General features: G+C 43.0%; 14 protein-coding genes and 1 riboswitch. Of the genes, 6 read left to right on the top strand and 8 right to left on the bottom strand.

What is annotated here, in order from left to right:
• Positions 1–7: 7 nt before the first annotated feature.
• From R2S67_RS06260 to metA, 5 genes are all read right to left on the bottom strand, one after another.
• The gene (locus tag R2S67_RS06260) at positions 8–3,175 is read right to left on the bottom strand and encodes a response regulator (protein WP_411057189.1); all 3,168 of its coding nucleotides are present in this window, start codon (positions 3,173–3,175) and stop codon (positions 8–10) included.
• A gap of 157 nt (positions 3,176–3,332) precedes the next feature.
• Positions 3,333–5,492, bottom strand: a complete 2,160-nt coding sequence (locus R2S67_RS06255; protein ID WP_317342823.1) for an EAL domain-containing protein — start codon at positions 5,490–5,492, stop codon at positions 3,333–3,335.
• Positions 5,492–6,421 carry a phosphate/phosphite/phosphonate ABC transporter substrate-binding protein gene (locus R2S67_RS06250; protein WP_301579197.1) on the bottom strand — a complete coding sequence of 310 codons (930 nt, stop codon included), beginning with the start codon at positions 6,419–6,421 and terminating at the stop codon, positions 5,492–5,494. Before R2S67_RS06250 ends, R2S67_RS06255 begins: the two co-directional genes overlap by 1 nt.
• 269 nt (positions 6,422–6,690) lie before the next feature.
• A complete protein-coding gene (pilW, locus tag R2S67_RS06245) occupies positions 6,691–7,416 on the bottom strand; it encodes a type IV pilus biogenesis/stability protein PilW (protein WP_317342822.1) in 726 nt (241 codons plus the stop codon).
• 178 nt (positions 7,417–7,594) lie between these two features.
• Positions 7,595–8,536: a homoserine O-succinyltransferase MetA gene (gene metA, locus R2S67_RS06240; protein WP_006741610.1), complete on the bottom strand. Its 942-nt coding sequence runs from the start codon at positions 8,534–8,536 to the stop codon at positions 7,595–7,597.
• Between the two features lie 340 nt (positions 8,537–8,876).
• Here metA and R2S67_RS06235 point away from each other — a divergent pair, with 340 nt between their 5' ends.
• Entirely contained in the window at positions 8,877–9,263 is a 387-nt protein-coding gene (locus R2S67_RS06235) for a DUF6559 family protein (protein ID WP_317342821.1), read from the top strand.
• Between the two features lie 173 nt (positions 9,264–9,436).
• A complete protein-coding gene (locus tag R2S67_RS06230; protein WP_065646842.1) occupies positions 9,437–9,772 on the top strand; it encodes a DMT family transporter in 336 nt (111 codons plus the stop codon).
• A 74-nt stretch (positions 9,773–9,846) separates the two neighbouring features.
• Here R2S67_RS06230 and R2S67_RS06225 read toward each other — a convergent pair whose 3' ends face one another.
• Complete coding sequence (locus R2S67_RS06225) at positions 9,847–11,274, bottom strand: APC family permease (protein WP_317342819.1); 1,428 nt, start codon at positions 11,272–11,274, stop codon at positions 9,847–9,849.
• Positions 11,275–11,970: 696 nt separating this feature from the next.
• Here R2S67_RS06225 and R2S67_RS06220 point away from each other — a divergent pair.
• Complete coding sequence (locus R2S67_RS06220; protein WP_041853039.1) at positions 11,971–12,921, top strand: LpxL/LpxP family Kdo(2)-lipid IV(A) lauroyl/palmitoleoyl acyltransferase; 951 nt, start codon at positions 11,971–11,973, stop codon at positions 12,919–12,921.
• A gap of 70 nt (positions 12,922–12,991) precedes the next feature.
• Here the strand turns inward: R2S67_RS06220 and R2S67_RS06215 are convergent, their stop codons facing one another.
• On the bottom strand, positions 12,992–14,464 hold the full coding sequence (locus R2S67_RS06215) for a carboxypeptidase M32 (protein ID WP_317342818.1): 1,473 nt from the start codon (positions 14,462–14,464) through the stop codon (positions 12,992–12,994).
• A gap of 222 nt (positions 14,465–14,686) precedes the next feature.
• Here R2S67_RS06215 and R2S67_RS06210 point away from each other — a divergent pair, with 222 nt between their 5' ends.
• Together R2S67_RS06210 and R2S67_RS06205 are read left to right on the top strand one after the other, a co-directional pair.
• Entirely contained in the window at positions 14,687–15,322 is a 636-nt protein-coding gene (locus R2S67_RS06210; RefSeq protein ID WP_005393419.1) for a LysE family translocator, read from the top strand.
• Positions 15,322–15,888, top strand: coding sequence for a threonine transporter RhtB (locus R2S67_RS06205; protein WP_317342817.1), 567 nt, complete (start codon positions 15,322–15,324; stop codon positions 15,886–15,888). Before R2S67_RS06210 ends, R2S67_RS06205 begins: the two co-directional genes overlap by 1 nt.
• A 114-nt stretch (positions 15,889–16,002) precedes the next feature.
• Here R2S67_RS06205 and R2S67_RS06200 read toward each other — a convergent pair whose 3' ends face one another.
• The gene (locus R2S67_RS06200; protein ID WP_006741605.1) at positions 16,003–17,379 is read right to left on the bottom strand and encodes an alanine/glycine:cation symporter family protein; all 1,377 of its coding nucleotides are present in this window, start codon (positions 17,377–17,379) and stop codon (positions 16,003–16,005) included.
• Between the two features lie 122 nt (positions 17,380–17,501).
• Positions 17,502–17,601: riboswitch (glycine riboswitch) on the bottom strand.
• Between the two features lie 528 nt (positions 17,602–18,129).
• Between R2S67_RS06200 and R2S67_RS06195 the strand changes: the two genes are divergently transcribed.
• On the top strand, positions 18,130–18,288 hold the full coding sequence (locus R2S67_RS06195) for a hypothetical protein (RefSeq protein WP_005377784.1): 159 nt from the start codon (positions 18,130–18,132) through the stop codon (positions 18,286–18,288).

Raw genomic sequence — 18,288 nt, 5'->3', positions numbered from 1 at the left:
TCGCTACCTATATCGCATTTTCAATCTGGTACAACAGCTTTTCTCTACGAACAGGCTTGGGTACATAAGCGTCCATGCCTGAATCGAAGCAGCGTTGAATGTCATCATCCACAACACTTGCCGTTAGCGCGATGATGGGAGTCTTCGGAAGACCCTTACTTGCTTCGTAGGCGCGTATTTGTCGCGAGGCTTCGAACCCATCCATGATCGGCATCATGCAGTCCATCAAAATGATGTCGAACCCACCGTCTTTTTGGAACATTTCGACCGCAACCTGTCCGTTTTCGGCCACTTCAAATTGATAACCAGCTTTGGATAACAGCAGCGAAGCGACTTTTTGATTTACTCTGTTATCTTCGACGAGCAAAATCCGTTCAGAGCGAATAGGCGTCACGGTCGCTTCTGATTGTTCAGCATGCGAGGTTTTTTCAGGAGTGTGAGTGGTGTTTGTTGCCAGTCGCTTTTCATCAGAAGCAATATTGGAAATGCGTAGTCCAATGGCTTTATCTAATTTCTCTTTCAACAAACCCGCTTTAAAAGGTTTGGGCACATAATCATCCATTCCAACATCAAAACACTTTTGAATGTCATCATCGACTACACTTGCTGTTAGCGCGATAATTGGGATTCTGATCGTCCGTTTTTCTTTGGCTTCAATTTGACGGATCATTTTGGTTGCTTCAAACCCATCCATCACCGGCATCATGCAATCCATTAAGATTAAGCAGTATTGATTCTGTTGAAACATATCTACGGCTTCTTCTCCGTTTACGGCGATATCAAAGTCGAAGCCCGCTTTTGTGACGTGTAATCCAGCGATTTTTTGATTGACGGTGTTGTCGTCGACCACCAAGATTTTTGGGAAAGTCTTAGCATTGGGTGTGGTCGTGTTCTCTTTGTTTACTTGAGGGAAGTTTGCAGCACAAGTTTCAAGTGCTTTTACTAAGCGCTGTCCTAAGAGGGGTTGAGTGACCAATGCACTAATGCTGTTACCAAAATCACGTTGGGCGCTATGAAGGTGTTTAATAAGACAAACTCGAACATTTTGCATGCAAAGTCTTTTCATTTCACCTAGATGTTTGGCTGCGGTATTTGGAGAAGTTTCTACGTTGATAACAATGATGCGCTCGTTATCAATCCACGTTGGCAGAGCATCCAGTGTATTTACTGATTGCTGAACATTGATGTGGAAAAAGCTCAACTCGTCACGCAGCTTTTGCTCCAAAGTAGGGTTGTTGCAAACTATCCATATATCGTTGTGATTAAGGGAGTGATAGCCATTGAACTCTTGAGTCACAATTGGAGCCGTAAGTTCGAAGAAAAATCGGCTACCTTTTCCTTTCTTGGATTCAAGCTGAATCTCACCGCCCATCAACTCTACCAGCTGCGTGCTAATTGCAAGCCCGAGCCCTGTCCCTCCAAACTGTCGGGTGGTGGAGTTATCTTCTTGGGCGAAAGGAGCAAATATCTTTTTTTGTTGCTGCTCATCAATACCGATCCCTGAGTCTTTGACTGAAAACTCGATGCTCGCTTCACCATTTTTGATTTCTCTAGTGATGACAGAGAGTTCAACGCAGCCTTGTTCGGTGAACTTTACGGCATTGGACATGAAGTTCATGATAATTTGGCGTATACGGTGATCATCCAACATAACGTGATAGGGCGTATTGCGGCTGATGCTGACTTGAACGTCGATGCCTTTTTCTTTCGCTTTCGGGGAAATAATAGAAGCAATATCGTAGATGGATTCACGAACACAGGTTGAATGAGGGCTGATAAGCAACATACCAGATTCAATTTTAGAGAAGTCCAGAACGTCATTTATTAGGCTCAACAGTAATTGCGAGGAGGTTTCTATCGTGTCGACATAATCACGCTGTGTCGCCGTTAGCGGCGTGTCTGACAAAACTTCTGAAATGCCAATAACGCCGTTTAACGGGGTTCGAATCTCATGAGACATATTCGCCAGAAAGCTACTTTTGGCTTTGCTTGCCTCGATGGCATCATCTTTCGCCTTTTCAGCATCTTCTTTGGCTTGAGTTAACTTTTGTCTTGACTGCTCACGTTCGTAACTCAGTTTTTTTACCTCTTTAGCAAACTTACTGAGCTCATCTTTCCCTTTGGTCAACTCTGTCAGTGGTGAGTTTTCATTGTTGTCCTCTTCGTAAGTGTCTCGACTTAGGAATTCGAGGACTAAATTCAAGTTGCCAGTGACCTTACGCACTAACCTCAGTGTCAAACTCACAACCAGCAATGTCACGAGGCTCATTAGCGCAATGAAGCCAATGCGGTGCTGTGTTGTTTCACTGATCGTCTTGGTTATATCCTCAATAAGTTGTCGTTCCATCTGGTCATCAACGTTGCGTAATAAACTTAAGCGTTTATAAAGCGCAGACAACCCGTCATCTATTTGAGCGGGGGTCAACACGCTAAGGTTTGATGGCTGCAACAAATTGGCTCGAAATGCTTGGCTTTTAACAAACACATTATCGGTAAAGGTTTCGATGAGAAGATGGACTTGCTGCTTATTCGCATTAAGTGTGACAAAACGTTCGAACAGCAGTTGTTGGTTCTGGATTAATGATTGAATACTGGCTTGGATAGCTGGATCGTAAATCTGCCCCTGTTCTGTGGATTCCACTAAGTATTTGCTGAGTCTATGCTCTTCTGTTGACCAAAACATTAACCACTCAAGCTGCATCAATGAGGAGAGGTGAGTGTTGGTTTCATAACTTACATGGCTGAAATAGACTCTATCCAAACTCAAAAGAATCTCTTTGAATGTGTCGGCACGCCACTCAGCAGCATCTAACTTATCTTCTGCATTATTGGACGAGAGCATTGACAGTGTTGCTTCTTCGAAATTCGTGAGCTGATTTAATATATCGGCATTGTCACCAAAAACAGGCGAAGCCGTATCTTGTAAAGTTTGAACGAGCTGGCGGGTTTCTTGAGCGTTATTCGCGACTCTTGGCTCGCTCGTCAAATAATACAGTGAGGAAACACGATCTATATATTGGGAGAAGAGTTGTGCTTTTTGAAGTTCTTGAGYTTGGATAGAGAGGTTTTGTACATGTTTGCCCGCCAGAAGCAATAACAATAAGATTGGTAGTAGGACCAATCCAAAAAGTTTCTGCTTCACAGACAGGTTGTTCCAAGCAAATATCCCGACCACACGCGTTTCCATATCCAAAGAGTTGATATGAAAAGTGTAGTTTACCTATCTCAAATGTTAGATTTTAAGAGGAAATTCATACTGGCGAGATGGCGAAGTGTGACCAATATTGCAGAACGAATCCCCTTTAATTCAATGGACGCGATAAATTATTCAGTTAAGCATAGTTGCTGGCGGTTGAGTCATCTATTGCTTGGCGTTGTTGCTCAAACTCTATGATTTCTTCTGCCGGCACCGGCCTACCCAAGAAAAAGCCTTGAACAACGTCGCAGTGAAGTGATTCCATCCTTGTTAGTTGGGTCTGGGTTTCTATGCCTTCAGCTACCACTCTCATTCTTAGGTTATGAGCCATGGATATAATCGCACGGATTAATGAATCATCTTGTTCATTTTTTTGGATTTGAGCGATAAATGAACGGTCAATTTTAAGTCCATCAAACGACATTTGTTGTAGGTAGGCGAGGGCAGAGTACCCAGTTCCAAAATCATCTAGCCACACTTCTACGCCGTTATCTTTTAATTTTTTGAGCACGTACTGCGCTTTCTCAATATCATCAATAAACAGAGACTCTGTCACTTCAACATGAATGGTTTGAGGGGGGACTTGATATTGTTGTAAATATTTCGAAAAGAGCTGACTTAAATCTTGGCGGTAGATCTGCCTAGGAGACAAATTTAATGCGATATGAAAATCAGCAGCGAAATGATCCGCCCATTGTGCTCGCTGTCTAATTGCTGTCTCGATGAGGTATTCACCAAGCTCTAAAATTAAGTCACTTTGTTCTGCAATCGGGATAAATAATTCTGGGCTGATATAACCCTTCTCCGGATGATTCCACCTAACCAATGCTTCGACACCAATCAACTGGTAGGTGTTGAGGTCGAACTGGGGTTGATACCAAAGCTCGAACTGAGATAAATCACGTATTGAGCGGCGCAGTTCTTTTTCTATGTATAAGCGCTGTTTCACGGTCTCATCAAACGTGGAATCGTATATCGTCATGATATCTTTGCCGCGTCGTTTAGATTCTTGCGCCGCCAGTGAGGAGAGTTGTAAAAGAGACTCTGCGTTTGAGCCAAATTCCGGATACACCGCGACTCCAAGGCTTGCCGTAATTTGAATATCGTTATCTTCCAAGTTAAAAGGAGAAAGCAGTTGGCGATGAATATCGTCCGCTTTTTCTCTAGCGTCGAGACTGTCTTTGCATGGAAAGACCAGCACAAATTCGTCAGCGCCGACTCGGCTTACGATGGTTGAAAGACGGTAAAGAGGCTGGAAGTAACTCGGCAAACGACCTTGAAGTTCTGAGGCGAGATGACCTAGCAATTTATCTCCGATGCTATGCCCGTAGTTATCGTTAATATGTTTAAAGTCATCCAGATCAATAAAAACAACCGCGAGTGAGGGTGATTTGCGGTTCGTTATTTGCTTTTGGATATCAATGAGCAACTTTTCTCGGTTAGGCAGGGAGGTAAGAATGTCGTGATACGCCATGAACTCCACCCGGCTTGTGTATCGGTTCACTTTGTTCGACATTTTGTTATACGCCGAAATAAGATCACCCACTTCATCTTTACTTTTTATATCAGTAATTGGCAGTGCTTGAGTATTTGACTCTGTAAATTGTTCTTTAAGTTGTTTGAGTGGCTTTATTAATGAGCGACCCAAAGCATACGCGATGGCACTTCCGAGCAGAACGGATATCGCACTGATCGTGAGTAGCAAGTTAAACATCTTTTGCTTATCGTTTGAGGTAAGCGCTTGTACTTGAGCAATGTTTTGTTCTTTCTCTTCTAATAGATGCGCTAGGTTCAGTTCAAGATACACCGCGCCCAGTGTGATATTCGATTGCTGAATCGGTGCCGCAATTTCTAATTGATGTTTAGAAAAAGAAATGAGAATTCTAGACTCTTCTATTGCTTTCAAAATAAAGCGAGAACGGTAATGAGGTTGGGCAAACATACTCAGCTGAGTCGTACCGTCGTGAAAGATTAGCCCTTCATTATCAACAACGTGTATCTTCGAGACATCTGGTTGGCTTAATGTTGCTTTAATCTGCTCGTATGCTTGGCTGATATTATCCGTATAGAGTGGGTCAAAAAGTTGCTTTGATAATAACTCTGCGTAAACCAATCCTTTTTGCTTGACGTAAGACTCTGTTTTTTCTTGTGAGTTCTCGGTGATTTGGCGGGTTAAGTTATTTGAGTACGTATCGTAACCATGCATATATAGTGCGAGGTTTATCACTACGACAAACAGGACAACAAAAATGGTCGAGCAAATGTATTTAGTTTCGAGTGAGAGTTTATGGAACATCAATCCACCTTCGGTAACAAGTGAATAGATGTTCGAACGGTATTTAAGGACGCGGACATTTCTGGCGTTAGAGCGGTGATCTTTTTCGTGTTTTGGAACTGTTTAAGTGCTAGGGCACCTTGCTGAGATGCCTCCATACCGAGCAATATTGACGTGATTTTATGTTGCTGATCTTGGCTTAAGGTCGGAGAGGCGAGAATTAAGTCTCTAGGTATTTCTACCGAGCGAGCGAAAATCGTTAGTTTGCCTTTCATGCTTTCTGGAAGATCTTTAGGGTTGCTCCAATTGAAATTGCTGAACGCTCCTGCTGCGACTCTCTGCTTATACACCCATACTGAAAGGTTGATTTCATTCGATTGAGCCAAGTGCTCGTCAAGGAATAAATATCCAATACTGTCTTTGGCTGGTTTGTCATCGGAGGAGGGGAGGTATTCTAATTTCTCCCCTTGATTAAGCAGTGTAATAGCGGGTAAGTAATAGCTGCTGGTGGATGTACGCTTTTCAAAAACAAGTGTTTTTCCGCGCAGGTCAGAAATCGACTCGATACCACTCTCTTTGTGGGTAAAGAATACCGTATGATATTTTTGTAAACCTTTTTTCCAGCGTATGGCAATGGCTTGGCTACCAGACTCTGCCTCGAGGGTCATTGCATTGAAGGGGGTGGCTGTTGCAATTTGAACGGTGCCATTTTCAAGTGCCACCGCGAGCTGGCGATAATTTTTAAATACTTTTACAGCACCCTTGGTGTATCCGTATCCGGCCAAACCATTGGTCACGTACTGCGTGAAAGGCGTCGACTTTTTGATTTTGCTTTGAGCTTTATTGGAAACAATGCCAAACGTGAATGTTTTTTCAATATTTTCTTGTGCACTGACGACAAAAGGCGAACTCAGCAAAGTGAGTGATAACAGAGTGCAGGCAGGTTTCATCCGGCTTCAACTTCCTTCTGGTGCATGTCAGTAATATTTAGCATTTATCAATGCGCCCCAAATCAATAGTAGAAACAGTATGATGTACAAATTTCGTTTTACTAGCGCACTTTTATAACGTGACTTGGTCACTTATTCCGTTCAAATAGTACCGAATTTGAAGTTTATGTACAGGATGAATGTTTCACCGTGGGTTTTAATTCACTGGATTCTTAGTCAAGTTCAGTAGTGTCTGTGAGCGAGTACACCTTCTTTATCATGATGTCGTGTTAAGAAAMCCTCTCCAATTGCTTTTGATATTTTTTCTCGAGTGCTTCATTACCTGCTGCACGTTCAAGTTGAATCATGAGCTGTAAAGAGGGTTTCTTAACGCCATACATTTGATTAAATCTCATTAATCGAATTCTGGCTTCAGTGTAATTGCCGCTATCAATTTCTAGCTTGGCTAGCTGCAAAATAGATTTTGGCCTATGAGGGTCATGATCAATAGCTCGGGCGAAGTAGTATTTCGCTTTGTCTTTATCTTGTGACTTCAACGCGCAAAATGCGGCGTTTTCATAACTGGCCGGAATGAGATAGTAATAAGGTTGCTCAATGGCTCGATTAAACATTTGATCGGCTTTCTCGAAGTCACCCCGCTTGCAAAGAAAGGTACCGTAGTTATTGAGCACGTTACCGTTTTTGGTGTGTTGGCGTAGAGAGCGTTTATACATTTGCTCGGCTTTAGCATCTTCACCAACCGTTTCATAGTAGTGAGCCATCGATAACTGAGCACGATAGTATTGAGGTGCGTGGGTTAAGGCTTGTTGCAAGTTATCATGCGCTCGAATCATATTGCCGCCTTCTAAATAACCTAGGCCAAGTGCGATACGTGATTCTGCCATTGCTACAGGATCGGCTTTAACGACAGGACTACCATCTTCTTTCACCGTCACGCAGCCCACAAGTGCAAACTGAGAGATTAATAGTAGTGCACCGAGCTTTGTTGTTTTCATTCTTTGTCCCTACATCCCTGAATCTCCCAGCATGATATGAATTACGTAGCAAAAGCCTATGGAGGAAAAAACACTATGCGATCAGGTTTGCAAACTGGTATGAAAAAGCCGCCATATGGCGGCTTGGTTCACATATTACATTTAGGCATCATAAGCGCTTTGTTTGCGTGCTTTGAGGTTAATCGTCTTTAGTAAAAGCGTCTTCACTGAAGTGATCAAGGTCATAAGGTGTTTGCTGGTAAACGCAGTAGTTCAGCCAGTTTAAAAAGAGGAGATGTCCATGACTTCTCCAACTGGCAATTGGTGGATTATCAGGATTGTTGTTTGGATAGTAGTTGACGGGAATGGCTGGTTCCATGCCTTCGCTTAAATCGCGGATATATTCGTTATGTAAGGTATGCGAATCGTATTCAGGATGCCCAGTAACAAACACATTTCTCTTGTCTTTTGTTGTCGCTAAGTAAACACCTGCAACATCCGATGTGGCTAGGATGTCTAAGTCGGTATGTTCTTCTAAAAAGTGAGGTGAAAAGTCGGCATAGCGTGAATGAGGCGCTAAAAATGTGTCATCAAACCCACGTAACATAGGATGGAATTGATGATGAATCTGGTGATGGTACACGCCTGAAAGTTTTTCTTTACGCGTTTTTTTAGGTAGATCGTAGAGCAACTTCAGCCCTGCTTGTGCTGCCCAGCAGACATAAAGAGTCGATGTCACATGATCTTTTGCCCATTCCATGATGGTTTTTAGGTGGTCCCAATAAATGACATCTTCAAATTGAACCAAACCTAGTGGGGCACCAGTAATGATCATGCCATCGAAATTTTTATCTCTCACCATTTCAAATTGACGATAAAAAGTATCCAAATGTTCGGTTGGCGTATTTTTGCTTGGGCGGTTATCAATGCGCAATAACTCGACATTGACTTGTAATGGGCTGTTTGAGAGTAGACGCAAAAACTGAGTTTCAGTTTCTATTTTTTTGGGCATCAGATTCAGGATCAGCACTCGTAAAGGACGTATTTCCTGACTCGCAGCACGCGTTTCACTCATTACGAAGATGTTCTCTGTCCTTAGCACATCGGTGGCTGGTAATTGATCTGGAATTCTAATTGGCACGACTTTCTCTCCCTAAGCATAGTCAATCTAGACGTCTACACTTCTAAAGCTAACTTAATTAAGTTTAGATGTCGATACGAAATATGACTTTTCAATCTACTCTTTACATTATGGTAAACCGAGCTCGAAGCTGTCACACAATTGTGACTAGAGCGGAGTTTCTGATGAGATATGTTTGAAACGCTGGTCGTACTATTTGCTGGTAATTATGTGATCACGTTAATATGCGAAAGTGACTTCGTTGTAAGGAAGTCTCAGATTAATGAGCCATACTAAAAACAATCAGCTCACCAATATGCATTAAAGTGTGTATTTGGAAACATCGTCAGTGGAGGACATTATGTTCGGTATTTTTAAAAGAAAGACAAAAATTCAGAGCATCGCTCAAGAGGTTCCTAGCGTACTATTGCGCTTGTTTGGCGATAAAGACACTTATACGCCGAAAGAAATTGATCAAGCCCTTCAAGAGCTTGGTTATGATAAGAGCAAGGATCTAAGTCATTATCAGTATGCCTATGGAATGTTTGCCAATGAAGCTTCTTACGAGCAGCTAGGGCTGACGGATGAGTTAGGTAATTATGGTCACTTTCAACGAGAAGTGGGCAAGATGCTGCTCAATACACCAGAGCCAATTGATATGCACATCTACTTTGAAATTGCTCGGCAGCACCAAAAAGCAGGCCTGTCGCTTACTTATCAAGAAGTGAGTGAAAGCGATGGCGTGTAAATTTCTCTATACCCAAGTGATCACGCTGTGAATCCTGCATTTTGAAGCCGCTTGAGTAAGAGGTATTCCATCGAGAGATGAGTTGGGTATAATGCGCGACCTAATTATCCGGACGTGTTGTCGGTTACATTTCTGTTGAGCGTTAATGCCTTATGTTCAAAATGCTTGTATCTATGCCGCCAATGTTGGCGCTGTCGATCGCGATTGTATGTGAAGTGATTGCCACTTCCTATATTCCCAAAACAGAGCAATTTACGAAAATGATGCCGAGTACAGTCGTTCTGATTGGTTACGGCATTGCTTTCTTCTTGCTTTCCGTCACGGTAAAAACGATGCCTGTTGGGGTTGTTTACGCCATATGGAGTGGGGCGGGTATTGTTTTAGTTGCGACGGTTGGCTACTTTGTTTATGGACAGCGGCTAGATTTGCCGGCGCTTGTTGGCATTGGGTTTATCCTCACTGGTGTGATGATTGTTAACCTGTTATCCAAGACTGTAGGACACGGATAACTAACACAACTAGTGATGCCAAATAAAAAGCCGTAGCGAGAAATTGCTGCGGCTTTTTAATGTCAATCCAATAGTTAACTTACTAGTACCTCAAGCATTTTGCTTTGTTGACGATGTTTTCGATTGCGATACATCACGGCGGCGAACGCTGGGAGGCTAAATGTGATAAATCCTAATATCAGTGCATATGCACCAGTTTTTGCGCTAATTCCTGCTGGTACGTCAAAAGATACAACAATCGTCACCAAGCAACTCATCAAGCCTAATCCTGCCACTAAACACATTCCTATTTTTCCGCCCGCAATTCGAAATGGGCGCTCAATATCTGCGTGTTTGTAGCGTGAGACCAAAAAGCTAACAAAAATACAGATGTACATCACCATATAGAGCTGAGTCATCAGGATATTCAATAGCCACATGCCTTGATTGACGTTTGGAACAAAAATGAAAACCAAAGAGAGCACGCTAACAATCGCGCCTTGCAAGAGCAACAATGAGACGGGGGCTTGGTTGCGGTTTTCTTTGGCGAGCGACATCGGCATGAAACTATCTTTTGCGGCAACATGCAGACTTTTAGTTGGGGCGATTATCCAGTTATTCAGGCTTGCAAGCGTGCCAAAAACAATAGCAAGGGCAATGACAGGCAGCAGGAATGAGAGGTGCAGATCATCAAAAAAAGTTTTGAAGGCAAGTATCACTCCTTCACTCAAACTAGAATGGTCACTTGAGACGACCGAAGAAATAGACAGTGAGCACGCCGTCAGAGAAACCAAGATTAAGGTTGTGGAGATCAGCAGAGCTTTGGGATAGGCTTTTTGCGGATTTTCTACTTCGCTTGCATAAGAGGTCGTGATTTCAAGGCCTGTAAGTGACAGAACTACCGCAGTAAAACCCGCTCCGATCCCATCTTGAGAAAGGTCCGGCAACCAGTCAGATACGTGGCGAAGCGAGATATGAGACTCACCAGGATGGGTATACGCCCAGTACCCGCCTAATCCGATAATCAATAGAATCGGAAATATCAAACCTAGGGTGCCGAATACATTTGTAATCAGGGAAGAGAGGCGCAAGCCAAAGATATTAACTAAAGTTAACGCCCAAAAAATCACATTAATCATCACCAACATAAACATGTTGTTTTGCGCCAGGTCTGGGAAAAAAGGGTAGGCCCCCGTTGCAACAATGAATGAAATTAACGGTGGATAGTAAACAATATTTTCAGCGTATTGATACCACACGGTGGCAAAGCCAAAGTTTGGCCCTAGTGTTTCTTTGCCCCAAAGATATACACCACCTTGCTTTGGATAAGTGGTACTTAGCTCAGCACACACTAGCGCTGTAGGGACAAAAAAACAGAGTCCAGCAAGTAAGAAGAAAGAAATGGCATGGCTACCAAACAAAGCCGCCCCAGGAATGTTCCTTATGCTGTCGACCGAAGTTACGGTGATCATGATGATAGAGAAAACACTCAATTTAACGGCGGATTTAACGATATTGCTCATTCGATACCTTTAATGGATGAGCGCACAACTTCTAGGCTGTAAAAGTAGCGTGCTACAAGTAAGACTCGCGTATTGTAGATTCCTCATAAATAGTGGGTATATAGCGAAAAACGGTATGTATTTATCCGAAAATGAGCTGAAAACAACGCGCTTTATTTCTTTGGGGTATAAACGAGTGATATGTCGGATAAATAAACACTTATAGCGGTGAATTAGAACCTTTGGGTAAAGGTTTGACTTTCCCCTAAGGTCAAGGAGTACATTAATGCCATATCGAAATGAAACGATGGAGAAACACAATGGGATGCTGTAACCAAGCGCCAAAAGGTGGCACCGGAAAGTTGTCTTACTTGTTCAGGGTAATGATTATCATGTTTATTGTTATTTTCATGATGGCTGCATTATGGGGTTAAAAAAACACCATTATCTAGCGCATTGAAAACACAAAGTTATGTTTGTCCAAACTTTATGAAAGTGCGGTAGATTAATCACTCCAATCGATGTTAACGTGGTGATTCATCTTTGCTGCTTTTTCATCCCCCTACATATTTCTGCAAAGTTCTTATTGTGTAGTGTGTCGAAGAACCATAGAATCCGCGCGCTTTAATTTATGTTATTAGCGCTATCAATGATAAAAGTGCAGTCCATTATCATTGTTTTTATCACTTATAGATGGGCACATCTGACAATACTCACATGAATAAATACCAAAAGCCTGAATTCAAGGCTGAATTTCTTTTGCCTCGTTACTGGGGAACCTTAATTATCATCAGCGTGATGTACTTACTCAGTCTCCTTCCTTTCAAAGTTCAGTTAGCATTAGGACGTGGCATTGGCCGTTTAGCTATGCGAATCATGAAAAAACGTCAAGTTACGATTAGGCGCAATCTTGAACTTTGCTTTCCTCAGATGGAAGAATGCCAACGCGAAGCAATTTTAAAAGACAATATCGACAATACAGGTATTGCGCTATTTGAGACCGCGATGGCATGGTTTTGGTCTGATAAACGGGTAAACAAACACGTTACGATAAAAGGAATGGAGCACCTCGAGGCTTTAGAAAAATCAGGCAAGGGGGCATTAATGTTGGCCGTACACTCGATGAACTTAGAGTTAGGTGCTCGTGCTTTTGGCATTAAAAAGTCTGGAACTGGTGTTTATCGTCCAAACAACAATCCTTGTTTTGATTACTTTCAATACAAGGGGCGTTCTCGCTCTAATCGTACGCTTATTGACCGCAAGAACGTTAAAGCCATGCTTGAAGCGCTTAGAACGGGTGAGCGGGTCTGGTATGCACCGGATCATGATTATGGAAACCGACGCTCAACTTTTGCGCCATTATTTGCCGTTAAAAATGCTTGCACGACGACAGGTACAAGTCTGCTGGTTGATTCGACAGATTGTGCCATCGTGCCTTTTACGATGGTAAGAGGAAAGGACGGACACTATACCTTGACGATTAGTGCACCAGTCGACGGTTTCCCGAAAGAAGATCCTCAAGGTGCGGCAGTTTTCGTGAATAAGATAGTTGAAACGTCAATCATGGCAAGTCCGAGCCAATATATGTGGCTTCACCGTCGGTTTAAAACCAGACCTGAAGGCGAGGATTGTTTGTACAAGCCCAGACTTATCCCTAGCTTGGCATAGCATAGAAAGAGCTTAAAAAAGCCCAAGGAACATACGAACCTTGGGCTTTTACGTTCTATTCTTTTTCTATTTACAAGTAGCGGCCTTTTAGGTGCGCTTGGAAGTGCTTAGCATTTAGTGTTTCACCCGTTGCTTCTCTTACGAGATCATCTGTTGTTAATAAGCTGCCTTTACTCCAGATGTTCTTCGACAGCCAATGGAATATCGGCGTCAGATCGCCAGAGCGAATAACCGCGTCCACATCTACTGTTTGCTTCATTGCGGCCATGAACTGGGCTGCGTACATCGCACCGAGAGTGTAGGACGGGAAATATCCAAAACTTCCATCCGTCCAATGAATGTCCTGCATACAACCGTTTTTGAAATTGCCTTCCGTTGAGAGTCCCAAATACGCTTTCATTTTTTCGTTCCAGAGCTCTGGTACGTCTGTATGCTTGATGGCACCGTTCATAAGATCACGTTCAATCTCATATCGAAGAATAACGTGGGCAGGGTATGTTAATTCGTCCGCATCTACGCGAATAAAGCCTTTCTCTACGCGAGTGTAGATTTTGGCTAGATTGTCTTTTTCAAACTCATCTCCAGAAAAATGCTTGGAAGCCATGTGAGCAAGATGGTCGATAAATGCGTTGTTTCGTCCTATTTGCATTTCAAAGAAGAGCGACTGTGACTCATGAATTCCCATAGAGCGGGCTTGACCAGCTGGTGTTCCTGCTAAATCTTTTGGTAGCCCTTGCTCGTATCGGGCATGGCCAGTTTCGTGGACGATCCCCATCAATGATTGGACAAACTCGCTTTCATCATAACGTGTTGTAATACGCACATCTGTTGGCACACCGCCACAAAATGGATGGACACTTTCATCAAGCCGACCGTGTTCAAAATCGAATTGAAGTAGCTTCATGACTTCCAGTCCCAGCGCTTTTTGTTTTTCCGCAGGGTAGTGCGCAGTTGGCAATAAGATGTTGTCTGATTGCTGTTTTTCAAGCGCTTCGTCTATCAAGGAAGGTAGCCACGTTTTTACGTCAGCAAAAAGCGTGTCTAACGATGCAGACGTTGTGCCTGGTTCATAAATATCAAGCATGGCCTCGTAAGGCGTTGTGCCGTTTGCTTCGGCTCTAATTTGCGCTTCTTTTTGCGATAGCTTGACGACTTCTGCCCAGTTCTTTTCAAAGCCAGACCAGTCATTTTCTCCGCGTTGCGTACGCCATGCATGTTCACATTTGGAGCCAGCAAGAGATTGAGCTTGAACTAATGATTCTGGTAGCAAGTTAGCTTGTTGCCATTCACGTTTCATTTCTCGTAGGATGGACTTTTCACTTGCAGATAGCGTCTCTTCTTCTGCCTGAGCGAAAAGCTCGCCCAAGTGTGGCTGAGTCATCAATGAGTGGATGTGTACATCAAGTTCTGCCATAGCATTGGAGCGCGCTTCAGCGCCACCAGATGGCATGACCGCTGCTTGGTCCCAACCTATGATGGCAGAGAGGTGCTCAAAATTTGCCACTTTTTTGGAATGTTCAATGAGTTTTGTAAATGCTTTCATGTGACTACTCTTATTCTTTTGTTCTTTCCCTAAACACCCGATAACGGGTCCTTTACGTCGAGTTGCACGAAACAACCTGCGTTAATTTACTAATAATTAACAATTAATCGTCCTCATTGTCCATAAATTCACCCAGTTGTATAGCTCTCTTAAAAAAGAAGCTTGCGAATCTCGTGGATTGACGGTATTGATGACGGATTAACAATTAATTATCACGATAATATGGATATCTTGAATTTTGAGGCATTTATTATTGCCATCACTATTTTAACGCTAACGCCGGGTTTAGATACGGCCCTTGTTATCCGTAATACCAGTCGCGCGGGTTTAAAAGACGGATGTACAACCAGTTTAGGGATTTGCTTTGGCTTATTTGTGCATGCTTTCTTTTCAGCGGTTGGTATTTCGGCCATTCTGGCGCAATCTGCAGAGTTGTTCCAAATCGTAAAAATGATTGGTGCAGCTTATCTTATTTGGCTTGGTCTGAGCAGTTTAAAAGCCCTGATGTCGTCGAAGAATGGTTTGTCAGTGACTGAGCAGGTTCATGAAGTGTTTAATGGCAAACGCTCTTTTAGAGAGGGCTTTCTTTCTAACGTCTTGAACCCAAAAACGGCAGTTTTCTACTTGGCGTTCTTGCCACAGTTTGTGAATCCAGAAGGTTCTCCTTTGCTTCAATCAATGATGATGGCATCCGTGCACTTTATTATTGCGATGGTTTGGCAGTGTGGTTTGGCTGGCGCACTTAACTCAGCTAAGAGCCTGTTAAAGAATGCAAGCTTTATGAAGTGGATGGAAGGGGCGACGGGCGCTGTCTTAGTCGCACTTGGCGTAAAGTTATTGATTGAAAAGCCCGTGTAATGCGCAATATTTACCACCTTTTGATATTGCTCGTTGTGTTTATTGCTGGCGTGGTTGGTGCCATTGTTTGGCAGACATGGCCACAGGTACAGTTTGCGCAACGTGGCATGACCTGGTCTTGGCACTGGGGCTATTTCGAGCCATTTTCCAATGGAATACAACAGACGCGAACTCAAGACACGAAACAGCTATTACTTCGACGTGTGTATATGAATGACGGTATTGTCGTTTTTGTCTCGACAACAATGGACAATAAATTTGAAGTTGATGTTGTAAAAGAGCAAAGCTGCGAACCTAAAACGACAACTTGGGCTTCAGTATCCGTCAACCATCAACGCATGAGACATGTGCCGATGGTTTGTGATGCACTGGGGCAGAGCTACTTTTATCGCTACATCGGGAAGCATCTTGAATCGATTGAAGTTGGGGTTGGAGATTCGTTCGTAACAGAGGCGTTTTCAGACTGGCCGCTATCAGAGCTGAAGTCGGATCAATTCAAGCAAAAAAATGCGAAGTTTTTTCAAGAACGTGGAGAAAAGGTTGAGCATCAATGGTTGAGAGATTAACCGCTTAACTTAAGATAAAATAAAGCCCGCTGAATACCAGCGGGCTTTATGTTTTTACCATTTCCAATTTACTTTCAGCGATTGACGGTTCATTACTGAACACTTGTCATGTCACTAAGCTTTTACTGCTTCAATTTCATCAGATTGCGATGCTGAGCTAAAGAACAGCTTGGTTTCTGCCAGCACGACGTGACGCAGTGCGATCAAACCGATTAGGTTAGGAATCGCCATCAGACCATTTACGATATCGGCGAGTAGCCAAATCATGTCTAGATGGAGGAACGCGCCTGATGCCACCAAACCAACGAAAATCAGCTTATAAGGAAGCACCGCTTTTGTACCAAAGAGGAACACAACGCAACGCTCACCGTAGTAGTTCCATCCAAGAATGGTTGTGAATGCAAAAAACATCAAACCAATTGACACCAGCATTGGGCCAAATGTATCCGCATTCAAACCTACCGCAAAGGCATGAGTCGTCATTGCTGCACCAGAAAAGTCGCTTTGCCATGCGCCAGTAAGGATCAAGGCTAGGCCCGTCATGGTACAAATAATGATGGTATCAAAGAAGGTACCTGTCATTGAAATCAGGCCTTGTTTCACACAAGAGTCTGTTTTCGCTGCCGCTGCTGCCATAGGCGCGCTACCCAAACCAGATTCGTTTGAGAATACGCCACGAGCGATACCTGATTGGATCGCCAGCATGATACTTGCACCTAAGAAACCGCCAGTCGCTGCTGTTGATGTAAATGCTGATACCAACACTAATTCAACGGCGTTGAACAATTGGTCTGCATTCATGATGATCACGCTTAAACATGCCAACACGTAAAATACAGCCATGGTAGGAACCACTTTTCCTGCAACGTTAGCAATGGATTTGATGCCACCCAAAGTTACGAAAGCAACCAAAAGAGTCAGTACAAAGGCAGAGAGCTCACGGTCAACACCGAGAGATATCTCACTTGCATCCAGAATCGCGTTTACTTGTGGAAACGTACCAATACCAAAACAAGCAACACCCAAAGCAAACACTGCAAACATGATCGCGAGGGCTTTTGAGCCAACACCGTATTGCAGATAGTACATTGGGCCACCAATCATTTGGCCTTTATCATCTACTCTTCGGTATTTAACCGCTAACAAACATTCGGCGTATTTAGTCGCCATTCCGAAAAGGGCGGCGAGCCACATCCAGAATAGGGCACCTGGTCCACCAAGTTTGATCGCGGTGGCAACACCAACAATGTTACCAGTACCAATCGTTGCTGAGAGCGCAGTACAAAGTGCTGCAAAGCTAGAAACGTCACCTTGTTTATCAGATGACTTATCTTTACTGAATACCATCGCTAGCGCTGTTGGGAGATGTTTAAACTGGATCAAGCCGAGGCTAAAAGTGAAGTAAACACCGGTACCCACTAGCAAAATAAGCAGTGGTGGACCCCAGACAAAATTATCGATGGTTTGTAGTAAAGATTGTAGGTCGTTCATGATTTCCCCTTAATAAAACAACTAATAAGGAGAAGAGGGAAAGGACGAGATCAACGATCTCTAAAAGAACTAAGCTATTGGTTGTAGGCGGGAAGGCCAAGCAAAATAGTTAGGTTGTAACTTTCCACTCCTCTGTCCTTTTGCCTGAGAGTTTCACCTTGCGTGAGTGCAAGACTTGCTCCTTCGGCGACCGATTTAACGGTTCTCTCCAGAGGTTCCTCCAACTACAGTCCCCGCTACCTAGGTAGCACCTGAAATAGTTAATTCTTCGGCGAGTTATGCTAATCAAATGTTAAAATTTGATTAATAACCACTCTCCTGCAGTCTTCATCGGAACAATTACTCAATTAAATGAGTAAAGGTTAGTTAATGATGCTGGTCATCATTAACGTGTGAACTCTATCATGTTTTTGGTCCATTTCAACACCCTATGTCAATTTATTTTCAACGAAATAATCCCACTTATTTTCACGAAGCTATGTTTACCAAGTTTTTTGTGTGAGCAACTGCATAAACAAAACTCATTGGGCTAGGGAATAGAACCAAGAACACACTTCAGAACGATAAATGTGTTTCGATTATTACGGCATAAGTTATTCAATTGAGAACACAAATTTGATTAAAATCGAAGCACTTATTTTAAAATCTACGCTAAGTTGACCTTATGGGGCGTATAAATGAGTTACAATAAATCTTTGTGAAACCGTCTATGGACCTAGGCAGTTTTTCATGAGTGGACAAGGAGGCGGTATGACCAGATTATTAGCCATTGCGGTGTTGATTGCAGTAGCATTTGTGCTGTTTCGTTATCGAACCAATGAAAAAGTCCAAAAAGCGACCGTTATAACATTAATTGGCGCCTTTCTGATTTATACAGCATCGATTATGTTTGCGGAATTGATCCGCTAG

This window comes from Vibrio sp. T13N (assembly GCF_032970445.1).
Taxonomy (GTDB): Bacteria; Pseudomonadota; Gammaproteobacteria; order Enterobacterales; family Vibrionaceae; genus Vibrio; species Vibrio diabolicus.
The sequence above is the reverse complement of the archived record's forward strand: the minus strand, read 5'-3'. Positions and strand labels throughout refer to the sequence as shown.